10 protein-coding genes and 1 tRNA gene are annotated in these 13,813 nt (G+C 71.2%); 4 read left to right on the top strand and 7 right to left on the bottom strand.

What is annotated here, in order from left to right; all coding sequences use genetic code 11:
- Nucleotides 1-43 precede the first annotated feature (43 nt).
- The 4 genes from ACZ7L7_RS02070 to ACZ7L7_RS02055 all read right to left on the bottom strand — a co-directional run bounded on the left by ACZ7L7_RS02070 (nt 44) and on the right by ACZ7L7_RS02055 (nt 2,748).
- Nucleotides 44-1,372, bottom strand: a complete 1,329-nt coding sequence (locus tag ACZ7L7_RS02070) for an SDR family NAD(P)-dependent oxidoreductase (RefSeq protein WP_472074417.1) — start codon at nt 1,370-1,372, stop codon at nt 44-46.
- 63 nt (nt 1,373-1,435) lie between these two features.
- Nucleotides 1,436-1,507, bottom strand: a tRNA-Asp gene (locus tag ACZ7L7_RS02065).
- Between the two features lie 64 nt (nt 1,508-1,571).
- Nucleotides 1,572-1,817, bottom strand: coding sequence for a WhiB family transcriptional regulator (locus ACZ7L7_RS02060; RefSeq protein WP_176711587.1), 246 nt, complete (start codon nt 1,815-1,817; stop codon nt 1,572-1,574).
- 142 nt (nt 1,818-1,959) lie between these two features.
- Nucleotides 1,960-2,748, bottom strand: coding sequence for a VOC family protein (locus tag ACZ7L7_RS02055; RefSeq protein WP_285513883.1), 789 nt, complete (start codon nt 2,746-2,748; stop codon nt 1,960-1,962).
- A 143-nt stretch (nt 2,749-2,891) separates the two neighbouring features.
- Here ACZ7L7_RS02055 and ACZ7L7_RS02050 point away from each other — a divergent pair, with 143 nt between their 5' ends.
- Nucleotides 2,892-4,355 (top strand): hypothetical protein, encoded by a 1,464-nt coding sequence (locus ACZ7L7_RS02050; protein ID WP_472074415.1) that lies wholly within the window; start codon nt 2,892-2,894, stop codon nt 4,353-4,355.
- Nucleotides 4,356-4,368: 13 nt separating this feature from the next.
- Here the strand turns inward: ACZ7L7_RS02050 and ACZ7L7_RS02045 are convergent, their stop codons facing one another.
- Nucleotides 4,369-5,334, bottom strand: a complete 966-nt coding sequence (locus ACZ7L7_RS02045; protein WP_285513881.1) for a multicopper oxidase domain-containing protein — start codon at nt 5,332-5,334, stop codon at nt 4,369-4,371.
- Nucleotides 5,335-5,497: 163 nt separating this feature from the next.
- On the opposite strand from ACZ7L7_RS02045, the gene ACZ7L7_RS02040 reads away from it, so the two are divergent.
- Both ACZ7L7_RS02040 and ACZ7L7_RS02035 read left to right on the top strand, forming a co-directional pair.
- The gene (locus ACZ7L7_RS02040) at nt 5,498-7,975 is read left to right on the top strand and encodes a ThuA domain-containing protein (RefSeq protein ID WP_472074413.1); all 2,478 of its coding nucleotides are present in this window, start codon (nt 5,498-5,500) and stop codon (nt 7,973-7,975) included.
- Nucleotides 7,972-10,167, top strand: coding sequence for an OmpL47-type beta-barrel domain-containing protein (locus ACZ7L7_RS02035; protein WP_472074411.1), 2,196 nt, complete (start codon nt 7,972-7,974; stop codon nt 10,165-10,167). Before ACZ7L7_RS02040 ends, ACZ7L7_RS02035 begins: the two co-directional genes overlap by 4 nt.
- On the opposite strand, the gene ligD is transcribed toward ACZ7L7_RS02035, so the two are convergent.
- A complete protein-coding gene (gene ligD / locus ACZ7L7_RS02030; RefSeq protein WP_285513878.1) occupies nt 10,154-11,179 on the bottom strand; it encodes a non-homologous end-joining DNA ligase in 1,026 nt (341 codons plus the stop codon). The two genes, ACZ7L7_RS02035 and ligD, sit on opposite strands and share 14 nt — an antisense overlap.
- Before the next feature lie 247 nt (nt 11,180-11,426).
- Between ligD and ACZ7L7_RS02025 the strand changes: the two genes are divergently transcribed.
- The gene (locus ACZ7L7_RS02025) at nt 11,427-12,491 is read left to right on the top strand and encodes an ATP-dependent DNA ligase (RefSeq protein ID WP_472074409.1); all 1,065 of its coding nucleotides are present in this window, start codon (nt 11,427-11,429) and stop codon (nt 12,489-12,491) included.
- Nucleotides 12,492-12,549: 58 nt separating this feature from the next.
- Here ACZ7L7_RS02025 and ACZ7L7_RS02020 read toward each other — a convergent pair whose 3' ends face one another.
- The gene (locus ACZ7L7_RS02020) at nt 12,550-13,740 is read right to left on the bottom strand and encodes a zinc-dependent alcohol dehydrogenase (protein WP_471427996.1); all 1,191 of its coding nucleotides are present in this window, start codon (nt 13,738-13,740) and stop codon (nt 12,550-12,552) included.
- Between the last annotated feature and the right edge of the window lie 73 nt (nt 13,741-13,813).

Below are 13,813 nucleotides of genomic sequence, written 5' to 3'. Positions count from 1 at the left end.
GGCACGGCATGGACCGCGGAGACCGCGATCGAGAACGCGATCATCACCAGTCGGCGACCCGGTAGTCCTTGAGGAACACCCCGGACACCGGGTCGCCCGCCTCGCCGCGCACGATCGGGTCGTACACCCGGGCTGCGCCGTCCACGATGTCCAGCGGGGTGCGGAAGCCCGCGCCCGCCATCCGCGCCTTCTTCGGCGCCGGGTTCTCGTCGGTGATCCAGCCCGTGTCGACCGCGCACATGTGGACGCCCTGGGCGGCGAGTTCGGCGGCGCTGGTGCGGGTGAGCATGTTCAGCGCGGCCTTGGCCATGTTGGTGTGCGGATGGCCGGGCATCTTGTTGCGGACCGCGAACCGGCCCTCCACCGCCGTCACGTTGACGACATAGCGGCGGGGATGCGGCGAGGCGAGCAGCAGCGGCAGCAGCCGGTCGCACAGCAGCGCCGGGGCGAGGGCGTTGACGAGCTGGGTCTCCAGCACCTCCGCGGGGTCGAGCGCGCCGAGCTTCGCGGACCAGGAGTTCTCCGGGGCGGGGTCGGGCAGCAGCCCCGCCTCGTCGGCCTCGCGCAGGGCGGCCGGAAGCGCGGCGGTGCCGCTCGGCAGCATCCGCATCGGGGTGAACCCGGGCGCCTGCCGGGCCCCTTCGGGCAGCGCGGCCCGCTCCCCGGCGGCGAGCAGGGCGTACGACTCGGGTGGGCGCCGTACGGTCTGGGCGGCGTTGTTGACCAGGATGTCCAGCGGTTCGCCTTCGGACCGCAACTCCTCGCACAGGCCGAGGACTTGCCTTGGGTCGCGCAGGTCCACGGCGAGGACGGTGAGCCGGTCGAGCCACTTGGCGCTGTCCGGCTCGGCCCGGAAGCGGCGCACGGTGTCGTGCGGGAACCGGCTGGTCACCATGGTCTCGGCGCCGTCCCGGAGCATCATCAGCGCGAGCTGGAAGCCGATCTTCACCCTGCCGCCGGTGAGCAGCACCCGGCGCCCGCTCAAGTCGGTGCTCAGGGCACGGCGACGGCGGTTGTCGGCGGCGCAGTCGGGACAGAGCCGGTGGTAGAAGGCATCGACCTGCCGATAAGGGGACTTGCAGACGTAGCAGCGGCGGGGTTTGCGGAGGCTTCCCCCGGTGCCCGGGACGCCGAGCGGGGCATCCTCGCGGCGGTCCGGGGCGCCGGTGGCGGTGGCGGCCATCGCGGCGGCGTCCGAGGCGGCGATGGCCGCCTTACGGGCCTTGCGCCGCCGCTGTTGTCCGTCGCGGGCGAAGGAAGCGGCCACGTGCTCGGCGCGCAGCCGTACCGGGTCGTCGACGGGCAGGGCCCGCAGCTTGCCGACCGCCCGGTGGAAGGCGGCCAGCTCCTCCTCGTCGATGCCCTCGCCCATGCGTCCCCGTTGTGTCCGTGCCGTGCAAAGGCGCGCCCGCGGCGGTGCGGTGGCCCCCCGGGTCCCGGACGGCCGGATTCGAACCGGCGTATCCGCCCTGACAAGGCGGCGAGTCTGCCTCTGCTCCACGTCCGGGACGCCCCCGGATCCTAACCGGTGCCCGAAGGGCCGGTCGCACGGATTTCCGGTGCCGTGGTGGTCAGTCCCGTATGCGCCGCAGGGCCAGGCGTTCCTTCTCCGAGAGCCCGCCCCACACTCCGAAGCGCTCGTCGTTGTCGAGGGCGTACTCAAGGCAGGCGGAGCGGATGGGGCACAGGCCGCAGATCCGCTTGGCCTCGCGCACCGAGCTGCCCGGCTCGGGGAAGAAGAACTCCGCCCCGGTCTGCGCGCACAACGCCTCCTCCTGCCAGGCGAGGTCGGGCGTGGGGACTGTGTCGATGAACATGGCGTGAAGCGTGCCGCGCGGCGAAAAACGTTTGATCAACGCCGGATCAACGGCGGGCGACGGGAGGTCGGGGCGCGTCACGATGATGCCCGCGCACCGCGGGGCGGGGCACGGCGGCGCGCGGTACCGCGCGAGCGCTCTCTCAGGTCTGCGGATTGCCCTTGATCACCGCGAAGCGGCCTCCGTAGGGGTCCGCCAGCTTGGCCGTCCGGCCGACGCCCTCGATGTCGACGGGCGCCATCCGCACCGCGCCGCCCAGCTCCCGCGCCCTGCCGACGACTCCGTCGACGTCCTCGGCCGCGAAGTACGGCAGCCAGTACGGCTCGGTCTCGGTGCCGGTGGGGTCGTCGGCCAGGGCCACCAGGCCGCCGAAGATGGCTTCCTCGTCCTCGCCGGCGGGGTTGATGCCGGTGTAGACACCTCCCGGCAGGGGCATCGCGCAGGTCTCCCAGCCGAAGACCCGGTCGTAGAAGGCGGCCTCCCGGGCCACGTCCGCCGTGTACAGCTCGACCCAGCACAGCGCGCCGGTTTCACCCACCACGTCCAGCCCCTTGATGGCCGCGGGCTGCCACACCCCGAAGGGCACGCCCGCGTGGTCGGCGAGGAAGGCGAGCCGCCCCTGCCCGAACACGTCGTCGGGCGGCATCAGCACACTGCCCCCGGCCCGCCGGACCGCTTCGGCGGTGGCGTCGGCGTCCGCGCTCCGGAAGTACACGTGCCAGCCGGGCAGCCCCTGCTCGGGTGCGACCCGCATCCCGCCCGCCGCGGTGCGCCCGCCGAGCTGGAAGAAGCCGTACCCGCCGGCCTCCGGCCCCGCCGACCGGAACTCCCAGCCGAACAGGGCGCGGTAGAAGGACGCGGCGCCCTCCAGGTCGGGCGTCCCGACATCGACCCAGTTCGGGGCGCCCTGGACGTACCGGGTGGTGAGCATGGGGCCCTCCTCTGAGGGATCGCTTCGCCGTTCCCGACCGAGTCTGGCACCGCTTGCCGTCGATCGCCGCCGAAGCACGCCCCGAGTGGCGCGACCGTTCAGAGCGAGGACGGAATACCGGGTGTGCCCTCTAGGCTGTTCGCGTGCTGTTCGGCAGGGGTGGGGATCAGGAGCGCAAGCGACGGCTGGCCGAGCGGCTGGCGTCGACCGACGCGGAGGTGCGGGCCGCGGCCGCGCAGGAGATCGCGCGGGTCCGCGATCACGCGTGGGCGGTACGGGAGCTGGCGCGGGCGCTGGACCGGGAGCCGACGCCGGAGACGTTCAACGCGATCGCGGAGCCGTTCGCGGACGCGCTGTGCCGGGACCGGGCCTCACGGCAGCGGGTCGAGCGTATGTTCGCCGAGCACGTCGACGATCCGGCTGCCCTGGTGCGGGAGTGGACCGCGCTGATGGCCGAGTACGGGGCCGGGGTACCGGTGACGAGCGTCGGCGACGATCTCGCGGAGGATGTGCGCGGCCGGCTGGAGCGGCTGCGCGAGCAGGGCTGGCGGCCCCATGAGCTGGGGCGGATGCGGCCGGGCTCCGTGCCGTACGCCGTGGCCTTCGGCGCGGCCGTCGAACTGCTGCACGAGGCCGTTCTGCGTGCCTCTCCGCTGTCCCCGGAGGACTCCGAACGCACGAGGGCCGAGGCCCGGTACGCCTTCGAGCGGGCCCTCGCCCATCCCCCCGGGAGCGAGGAGCGCGGCGACATCCTGATGGAGCTGTGCGAGCGCCCCGAGGACACGTCCTGGGCGGACCGCGCGAGGGCCGGGGTACGTGTCGCGGAGGCCATCGCCTGGTGCCGCAGCACCCAGCCGGAGCGGGCCGCGCTCGGCGCGGAGGCCCTGGAGTGCATGCTCCTCTTCAACGACGAGGTCAGGCGGCCCGCCGTCCGGGCGACGCTGGACTTCCTGTGCGCACGGCAGCCGCTCACCCTCGCCACGGTTCTGCGCTGCTACACCATGCTGCAGAACACCCGCCCGCTGGACGACCCCCCGGTGGACCGGTTCCTGGACGCCCTGGCCCACCCCAGCCCGCGGGTACGGGCGGCCGCCGCCTCCGGACTGGACGCGTTCGGCGGCGGCTCGCCCCAGGAGGCCCGTGTGGTCGCCGCCCTGATCGACACGGTGAACCAGGACCCGAGCCTGCCCGTCGTCCGCGCGGCGGCCTCCTCCCTGGCCCTGATCGTGTGCCGCGACGAGGCCAACACCGCTGCCGCCTCGGCGGCGTTGGCGACCAAGGCCGACGCCCGGGACCCGGGGGTGCGGGCCGCGAGCGTGGAGGGCGCGCTGTTCCGGGAGGAGCCGGGCGGATTCGCCCGCCTCACCGCCGAGTTGCGGCGCCCGGACGTGGAACCGGTGTTCCTCGGGGTCACCGACTTCATCTGCGGCCCGGCGGACTGCTACGTCCCCGACGGCGTACGCGCCGAGCTGATCGGTCTGCTGGAGAGCCTGGACCGCGGCGGCTGGGCCGACCGCCCCGTCGAGGACGACCTCTACCCGGACCCCGAGGACCGCGCCGAACTGCTGGCGCAGGTCCTGGACACCCTGCGCGCCGGGAACGACTGAACCGGGCGGCCGTTCAGTGCTCGTGCGGGTCGTGCGGGTCGTGCGGCTCGTACCCGGGGATGGTGCCGTCCTTCTTCTTCACCAGGAACAGCCCCACCATCCCCATGTCGGAGTGGCTCTGGACATGGCAGTGGTACATCCACGCGCCCGCGCCGACGCCCTCCCCCGCGATGACCTGGAAGCCGAAGGAGTCCGCCGGGCCCACGATCTTGTTGTCGATGACCTGGGTGGGGTCGTCGGGGCCGGTGAGCATGCCGGTGCGGTTGTCCGCCCAGCGGTGACCGTGCAGGTGGAAGGTGTGGTAATACTCGCCGTGCGTGATCATCACGAACTCGACGCGCTCCCCCACCGTGGCCTCGAAGTCGGGCCCGGAGTGCGCCGGCCTGTTGTTGATCAGCATGTCGTTGAAGACGATCGTGTACGTCCTGTCCGGCAGCACATCGCCCGCGCGCCGTACGATCACCGGCCCGTAGAGTCCCTTGCGGATACCGCCCGTTCCGTGTTCGGTGCCGACGACATGGTCGTGGTAGTGCCAGTAACCCGCGCTGCCCGACCGCCAGGTGCCGTCCTTGCGGCGGCCGGGGGTGTGGGTGCGCCAGGTGTAGGTGCGGGTGCCGCCGGGCTCGACGTCGCTCTTGTTCAGCCTGGTGCCGTCGCTGGTGATCTCGTAGTCCAGGCCGTGCACATGGAGGCTGACGGGCACGTCCATGGTGTTCTCGAACTCGATGTGCAGGGTGTCGCCCTCGTTGAGCTCGATCAGCGGGCCGGGGATCGTCGCCTTCCCCTTCTCGAAGCCGTAGCCCATCTGACCGTCGGCGAGCTTCTCGGCGTACATCTTGATGTGCCTGACCTCGCCGCCCGCGGGCGCCGTGCGCGCCGCCCGGACGGCGCTGTGGGCCGGGGGCGCGAGCGACAACGATGTCGTCGTCAGCGCCGCCCCGCCGAGCAGTACCCGCCGGTTGAACCCGCGTCTGTCCATGCCGAACTCCCCTGTTCCGGTACGGAGTTCGAGACAGTAGTAGGGTCGCGGCCGTTTATCCACAGCCTGGACAAAGTTCGAGTGATTACGGCCATAGGTATTGGCGGGTGATGCAAAGAGGTCTAACTTCCTTGGCGCTGTTGCTGTGACCGAGGAGGTGCCCATGCACTTACGAGGGTTGAGCACAAGAAGACGCGGCTGGGCCACCATGATCGCGGCCGGGGCCGTCACCGCCGGACTGGTGTCGGGCCCGCCCGCGAACGCGCACCCCGCCCCGGATCCACCCTTGACAACGATGTCCATCAAGTCGCCCCCGGGCGGCGCGAACGTACGGGTGCTGATCTTCTACGGCTCGGCCGCCGCAGGTGACGAGTCGCCTCTGGTGAACGCCGGGATCGAGGCCATCGAGCGGATCGGTCTGTCCGGACCGGCGGACGAGCGCTTCACGGTCGAGGCGACCGACGACGCCTCGGTCTTCACCAACGAGACCAGGCTGGGCCGTTACAACGCGGTCGTCTTCCTGACCGGCGGCGGCGATGTGCTCGACCCCGAGCAGGAGGCCGGGCTGGAGGCCTACATGGAGGCGGGCGGCGGCTTCGTCGGCCTGCACGACGCGGCGCGCGCCGAGCCGTACTCCGACTGGTTCACCGGACTGATCGGCGCCCGCCCCGCCCCCACCAGCCCAACGACCGTGCAGCGCGCGACCGTCGAGGTCGGCGACCGTGTCCACCCGGCCACCAGGAGCCTGCCGGTGCAGTGGAAGCGCCCCGACCGATGGCTCAACTGGGTGAAGAACCCCACCGGTACCGTACACACGGTCGCCCGGGTCCGCGAGTCGACCTACCAGCCCGGAGCGAGCGCCAACGGCTGGGACCACCCGGTGAGTTGGTGCCGCGACTACGACGGCGGCCGGTCCTTCTACACCGCCATGGGCGGCACCGTGTCCTCCTACGACGAGACCGACTTCCGCGCCCATCTGCGCGGCGCCCTGCTGTGGACGACCCGGATCGCCCGGGCGGACTGCAAGGCCACCATCACCGCCAACTACAAGTCCGAACGGCTCACCAAGCCCAACCAGCCGGGCCAGAACGACCAGATCGGCGAACCGCACGGCCTGGTCACCGCCCCCGACGGCCGCGTGCTCTACATCGGGCGCGGCGGCGCCGACTCCTCCCAGCCGGTGATCACCGACTGGAACAACCCGGACATCGGCAAGGGCAAGGGCGAGATCCACGTCTACGACCCGAAGACCGGCAAGGTCACCCTGGCCGGCGCGCTCAGCGTCTTCGGCAACAAGGGCGGCGGCGACGAACTGGTCAAGGTGGAGGAGGGGTTGCTCGGCATCGAGCTGGACCCGCGCTTCCAGGAGAACGGGTGGGTGTACCTGCACTACACCCCGCACTCGGGGATCAACCGCGACACCCGGATGGCCGAGCGCCGCGTCTCCCGCTTCACCCTCGACCTCGCCACCAACAAGCTCGACCCGAGCAGCGAGAAGGTGCTGCTCAAGTGGCCCGTGCAGATCCACAGCTGCTGCCACGCGGGCGGCGGGATGGCCTGGGACTCCAAGGGCAACCTGTACATCGCGACCGGCGACAACAACTCCAGCCGCTTCAGCGACGGTTACTCCGGAAACAACCCGCAGCCCAACTACAAGGGCGTCTCCTTCGCCGACGCGCGCCGCACCGCCGGCAACACCAACAACCTCAACGGCAAGATCCTGCGCATCCACCCGGAGCCGGACGGCACGTACACCCTGCCGGAGGGCAACCTGTTCACCGGGCGGGAGACCGACGAGGGCGGCGGCAAGACGCGCGGCGAGATCTATGTGATGGGGGTGCGGAACCCGGCCAGGATCTTCGTCGACAAGGAGACGGACACCCTCTACGCGGGCTGGGTCGGCCCCGACGCGGGCGCCCCGTCCACGACCTGGGGTCCGGCCAAGTACGACACCTTCGCCGTCATCACCAAGGCGAGCAACCGGGGCTGGCCGTACTGCATGGGCAACAAGCAGCCCTACCGGGACCGCAATCTGCCCGACCCGTCCAAGCCGCTCGGCTGGTACAACTGCGACCACCCGAAGAACGAGTCCCCGAACAACGACGGCCTGGTCAACCTGCCGCCGGTCACCGCGAACAACATCTGGTACTCGCCCCAGGGCGGCGCACCGGACTTCCCTCGCGACGCGGGCGGCATCCCCTCCTACAAGCAGGACGAGGCGACCTACCGGCTCCCGTGGCTCAAGGGCGGCGGCCAGGCGGCGATGAACGGTCCCGTCTACCGCTACGACGATGCCGCCTCCAGCGAGGTCAAGTGGCCCGCGTACTGGGACGGCAAGTGGTTCGTCGGCGACTTCTACGACGCCGACCAGCCGCGCAACGCCGTCATCACCGACCCGAAGAACCACGGGGACGGCGGACTGCCGGTGCACTCGGAGTCGCTGAAGAAGATCGTGCCGGTGGGCAATGACGGCATCAAGAACCTCATGGACTGGAAGTTCGGTCCGGACGGCGCGCTGTACGTGCTCGACTACGGCCGGGGCTTCTTCACCTCGGACGCCAAGTCGGCGCTGTGGCGGGTCACTTACACGGGCGGCGGACCGACGCCTGCCGCCGACCAGTTGGCGAGGGGAGCCCGATGAGCCGGCAGCGAAGACTCCTCACGGCCCTGCTGGCGGCCGTACTGATCCTGCTCGGGCTTCAGGCCGCGCCCTCCACCGCGCGCCCCGAGCGGGCCGCGGCGGCGGAACAGGTGCTCACCTGGACCGCCAACGACGACATCACCAAGTACACCTCGGCGCCCACCACCGCCGTGGCGGGCACGGCGACGATCGTCTTCGAGAACAGCGCGGCCACCGGCAACACCACCGGCATGCCGCACACGCTGACGTTCGTCACCTCGGACCCCGAGTTCAACAGCGATGTCGAGCTGAACATCCTCGCGAACCCCAACGACGACATGGGCGGCCGGCACACCGCCCAGGTCACGCTCACCCCGGGCCGGTACTTCTACCACTGCACGATCCCCGGCCACGGACAGATGCAGGGCATCCTGGTGGTCACCGAGGGCACCGGCGAGGACACCACGGCGCCGCAGGCCTCCGCGCATGTCTCCGGGACGCAGAACTCCCAGGGGCAGTACGTCGGTTCGGCGAGCGTGGCGATCCACGCCACCGACGAGGAGGGCGGCTCCGGCGTGGACCGCGTCGAGTACGCGGTCGGCGACGCCGGGAGCTGGCAGCCGTACACCACTCCGGTGGTGATCGACCAGGTCGGCAGCCACAAGGTGCGCTACCGGGCGAGTGACAAGGCCGGGAACGTATCGGCGGAGAAGAGCGTCGAGTTCACCGTCGTGGCCCCGCCGACCGACGACACGACCGCGCCGGAGACCTCGGCGACGGTGAGCGGTGAGCGCAATCCGGACGGCACCTATGTCGACATGGCGACGGTGACCGTCACCGCCTCCGACACCGGCTCGGGCGTCAACACCATCGAGTACGCCATCGGCGCCTCGGGTGCCTGGCAGCCGTACACCATGCCGGTGATGGTCCATCAGGTCGGCTCGCACACCGTGCGGTTCCGGGCCACCGACAAGGCGGGCAATGTGTCGGCCGAGAAGAACGTGCAGTTCACGGTCGTCGCGGCGCCGCCGGAGGACACCACTCCCCCGGTGACCGGTGTGAGCGTGGAGGGCACCCGCAACTCCGACGGGGCGTTCGTGGCCAGTGCCAAGGTCACCGTCAGCGCCACCGACGACGGCGGGGTCGAGATCGTCGAGTACTCCCTCGACGGCGGGCCCTATCTCACCTACCTGGGGCCGGTGATCGTCGACCGCGCGGGCGCGCACACGCTGGCGTACCGGGCGACCGACAAGGCCGGCAACACCTCCCCGGCCCGCACCGTGAGCTTCACGGTGGTGGCGGGCGGGGTGCCCGCGCCGCCCTGCCCCGAGTACGACGAGCGGCTGACGGTGATCGTCGGCACGGTCGACTCCGGGGTGCCCAACCGGCTCAGCAACAACCGGTGCCGTATCAACGAGATGATCGAGGACGAGAAGGAGTGGACCTCGCACGCGCTGTTCCTCAAGCATGTGAAGTCCGTCCTCGACCGGCTGCAGCGCGAGGGCGTGATCGACCAGCGCGAGCACAAGGCGATCACCAAGGCGGCCCGGCAGTCCGGCATCGGCAGACCGGGCCAGACCGAGGGCTACCGGACGCTCTTCGACGGCAGCGCGGGCTCGTTCGCCAAGTGGCAGCACGTGGGGGGCGGTTCGTTCGGCCTCAACGCCGACGGCTCGATGACCAGCGGCACCACGCGCAGCGGCCTCGGCATGCTGTGGTTCCCGGAGCGCAAGTACGGCGACTTCTCGCTGCGCCTCCAGTGGCGTGACGACGCGCCGGGCACCGGCAACGCCAACTCCGGTGTGTTCGTGCGCTTCCCGTGGGTCCACGGCCACCCGGAGGAGTCCCGGCCGGAGTGGGTCGCCATCAAGTACGGGCACGAGGTGCAGGTGCTGGACCGTCCCGACGGCGACATGTACAAGACGGGCTCGGTCTACGGCTTCGACCGCGTGGGCCTCGCGGGCGCGGGCGTGACCGAGAAGGGCACCTGGAACGACTACGAGATCCGGGTGGTGGACCAGCACTACTCGGTCTACCGCAACGGCGTCCTGATCAACGAGTTCGACAACACCGGCGGCCAGGACTTCGTCCCGCCGCGCTCGGACGACCCGGGCACGGACGGGCGGCGGTTCGCCTCCGGCTACATCGGGCTCCAGGTGCACGGCACCACCGATGTGGTGTCGTACCGGGACATCCGGATCAAGGAGTTGTAGGCGGCTGTTTGCGGGCTCGGCTCGGCTGTACCCGCTTGGGCTCCCCCGGCATCTTGGGGTACTCGGGCGGGTACGGCAGATCCCCGAGCCCGTGGTCGTGCTCGTCCTTGCGGGCCAGCTCCAGCAGGGCCTCCAGGGAGAAGCGGTGATCGTCCATGTCCGCGTGCACATCGCCGAGTTCGGCGAAGCGCGCGGGCATGGTCGCGAGGTCGAAGTCCCGGGGGTGGGCGACGCCGACCTCGTCCCAGCGCAGCGGCGCGGAGACGGGGGCGTGCGGGCGGGGGCGTACAGAGTAGGCGGAGGCGATGGTCCGGTCGCGGGCGGTCTGGTTGTAGTCCACGAAGATGCGCTCGCCCCGCTCCTCCTTCCACCACTTGATGGTCACCTGGTCCGGCATGCGCCGCTCCAGTTCGCGGCCCACCGCGATGGCGGCCCGGCGGACCTCGGTGAAGGTCCAGCGCGGTTCGATGGGCACGAAGACGTGCAGTCCGCGTCCGCCGGAGGTCTTGGGCCAGCCCTTCAGCCCGCCGAACTCGTCCAGTACCGCGCGCAGTTCGTGCGCGGCGCGGACCGCGTCGTCGAAGTCGGTGCCGGGCTGCGGGTCCAGGTCGATGCGCAGTTCGTCGGGGCGGTCCACATCGGCGCGGCGCACCGGCCACGGGTGGAAGGTGAGGGTGCCGAACTGGGCGGCCCACAGCACGGCCGCCTCCTCGGTGGGGCACATCTCGTCGGCGCTGCGGCCGCTGGGGAAAGTGATGTGGGCGGTGGGGATCCAGTCGGGCCAGTTCTTCGGAGCCCGCTTCTGGAAGAAGTGCTCGCCGTTCACGCCGTCCGGGTAGCGCTCCAGGGTGGTGGGCCGGTCGCGCAGGGCGCGCAGGATGCCGGGGCCGACGGCCTGGTAGTAGCGGGCGAGGTCCAGCTTGGTGAAGCCGCGCTCCGGGAAGAACACCTTGTCCGGACTGGACAGGCGCACCGTGCGCCCGCCCGCCTCCAGCTCCACCGCATCGCCCATGCGGCCACGGTAGGCGCGGCGCTCACGGTCCGCACACCGACGGGCTCGCCCCTGGTGCGGCCACCCCGCCACCCACCTGCGAGGATGACGGCATGATCTTGCCTGGGCTGTTCGGATGCGCCATCGTCCTCAGCGTCGCCGTAGCGGCCGTCGTCATCTCGCGCGAGTTCTGCAAGGAGGTGCGGGCGCGCCGGCAGTGACGGCCGCCCGGGGCGCGGACCTGGGCGAGGCTCCTTACAGTCGAGCCATGGACCTCCCGGTGATGCCGCCCGTGAAGCCGATGCTCGCCAAGTCGGTGGCCAAGATCCCGCCGGGCATGCAGTACGAGGCGAAGTGGGACGGCTTCCGGGCGATCGTGTTCCGCGACGGCGCCGAGGTCGAGCTGGGAAGCCGTACCACCAAGACGCTGACCAGGTATTTTCCCGAGCTGGTGGAGTCCCTGAAGGAGTCGCTGCCCGAGCGGTGCGTGCTGGACGGGGAGATCGTGATCGCCCGGGAGGGGCGGCTGGACTTCGACGCGCTCACCGAGCGGATCCACCCGGCGGCCTCCCGCGTGCGGACCCTGGCCGAGCGGACCCCGGCGTCCTTCGTCGCCTTCGACCTGCTGGCGCTGGCCGACGAGTCGCTGCTGGACGTGCCGCTCACCGACCGCAGGGCGCTGCTGACCAGGGCGCTGGCCGACGCCCGTCCGCCCGTGCACGTGGCGCCCGCGACGACGGACGTCGAGGTGGCGGAGCGCTGGTTCGAGCAGTACGAGGGGGCCGGCCTGGACGGGGTGATCGCCAAGCCGCCCACCTCGCGGTACCTCCAGGACGAGCGCGCCATGTTCAAGATCAAGCACGAGCGCACGGCGGACGTCGTGGTCGCCGGGTACCGGCTGCACAAGAGCGGCCCCGTGGTCGGCTCGCTGCTGCTGGGCCTCTACGACGACCAGGGCGCCCTCCAGCACGTCGGGGTCTCGGCGGCCTTCTCGATGAAGGTGCGGGCCCAGCTGATCGAGGAGCTGAAGCCACTGCGCATGGACGACTTCTCCGGGCACCCCTGGGCTGCGTGGGCCGAGGAGGCGGCGCACGAGTCGGCGCGGCTGCCGGGGGCGCCGAGCCGCTGGTCCGGCAAGAAGGACCTGTCCTGGGTGCCGCTCAGCCCGGAGCGGGTGTGCGAGGTGGCCTACGACCACATGGAGAACGGGGCCCGTTTCCGGCACACCGCCCGCTTCCGCCGCTGGCGCCCGGACCGGACCCCGGAGAGCTGCACGTACGCCCAGCTGGAGGTGCCGGTCCGGTACGACCTCCAGGAGATCCTGGGCGGCTGATCGGGCTCGCGTTGATCAGGGCTTCATGACCACCTGACCGCGCCGTCCTGCCTCGTGATCAGGGCTTCATGACCACCTTGACCGCGCCGTCCTGCTTGCGCTGGAACATCTCGTAGGCGTGCGGGGCGTCGCTCAGCGGCACGCGGTGCGTGGCGAAGTCGTCGACACCGAGGGGGTCGTCCTCCGTGAGGTACGGCATGATCTCGTCGGTCCAGCGCCGTACGTTGGCCTGGCCCATGCGGATCTGGAGCTGCTTGTCGAACATGGTCAGCAGCGGCAGCGGGTCGGCCATGCCGCCGTACACGCCGGACAGGGAGATGGTGCCACCGCGGCGGACCAGCTCGATGGCGGTGTGGAGGGCGGCGAGGCGGTCGACGCTGAACCGTTGGGCGAGCTTGCCGCTCAGCGCCCTGGGGAGCATGCCGGTGGCCGTCTGGGCGAGCTTGGCGGCGGCGCTGCCGTGGGCCTCGGTGCCCACCGCGTCGATCACGGCGTCCGGTCCGCGGCCGTCGGTGCGGTCGCGGACGGCGGCGACGAGTTCCTTCTCTCCGTCGAAGTCCCTGAGGTCGAAGGTCTCCACGCCCCGGTCCCGGGCCCGGCGCAGCCGCTCGGTGACCAGGTCCACCCCGAACACGGTCCCGGCGCCCTGCGCGAGGGCGATCCGGCAGGCCATGTCGCCGATCGGCCCGAGTCCGAGCACCGCGACGCTGCCGCCCTCGGGGATCCCGGCGTAGGCGACCGCCTGCCAGGCGGTGGGCAGCACGTCGGAGAGGTACAGGAAGCGGTCGTCGGGCGGGCCCTCGGGCACCTTGATCGGGCCGAACTGGGCCTGCGGGACGCGCAGATACTCGGCCTGGGCGCCCGGGACCGCGCCGTAGAGCCGGGTGTAGCCGAACAGGGCGGCGCCCATGCCCTCGCCGCTGACCTGAGTCGTCTCGCACTGGGTGAACAGTCCGCTCAGGCACATCCAGCAGTCGCCGCAGGCGATCTGGAACGGCACCACCACGCGGTCCCCCGCTTTGAGGTCCGGCACCGCGGCGCCGACCTCCTCGACGATGCCCATCGGTTCGTGGCCGAGGATGTCCCCCGGCGTCATGAACGGGGTGAGCACCTCGTACAGATGCAGATCGGAGCCGCACAGTCCGCTGCTGGTGATGCGGATGACCGCGTCCGTGGGCTCCTCGATCCTCGGATCGGGCACGTTCTCCACCCGGACGTCCCGCCTGCCCTGCCATGTCACTGCCTTCACGCCGTCGACTCCCTCCGTGAGGTCCGTGAGATCCGTCAGGACCGTGAGATCCGTGAGATCCGTGAGATCCGTG

The sequence above is a fragment of the Streptomyces sp. NPDC110618 genome (genome assembly GCF_055657065.1).
This window is presented reverse-complemented; position numbering and strand designations above follow the sequence as displayed.

Bases quoted from the DNA above. Each gene is read 5' to 3' on its own strand.
- ACZ7L7_RS02060 (WP_176711587.1), bottom strand. From the start codon at position 1,817: ATGTTCATCGACACAGTCCCCACGCCCGACCTCGCCTGGCAGGAGGAG.
- ACZ7L7_RS02025 (WP_472074409.1), top strand. From the start codon at position 11,427: ATGGACCTCCCGGTGATGCCGCCCGTGAAGCCGATGCTCGCCAAGTCG.
- ACZ7L7_RS02040 (WP_472074413.1), top strand. From the start codon at position 5,498: ATGCACTTACGAGGGTTGAGCACAAGAAGACGCGGCTGGGCCACCATG.
- ligD (WP_285513878.1), bottom strand. From the start codon at position 11,179: ATGGGCGATGCGGTGGAGCTGGAGGCGGGCGGGCGCACGGTGCGCCTG.
- ACZ7L7_RS02070 (WP_472074417.1), bottom strand. From the start codon at position 1,372: ATGGGCGAGGGCATCGACGAGGAGGAGCTGGCCGCCTTCCACCGGGCG.
- ACZ7L7_RS02055 (WP_285513883.1), bottom strand. From the start codon at position 2,748: ATGCTCACCACCCGGTACGTCCAGGGCGCCCCGAACTGGGTCGATGTC.
- ACZ7L7_RS02035 (WP_472074411.1), top strand. From the start codon at position 7,972: ATGAGCCGGCAGCGAAGACTCCTCACGGCCCTGCTGGCGGCCGTACTG.
- ACZ7L7_RS02045 (WP_285513881.1), bottom strand. From the start codon at position 5,334: ATGGACAGACGCGGGTTCAACCGGCGGGTACTGCTCGGCGGGGCGGCG.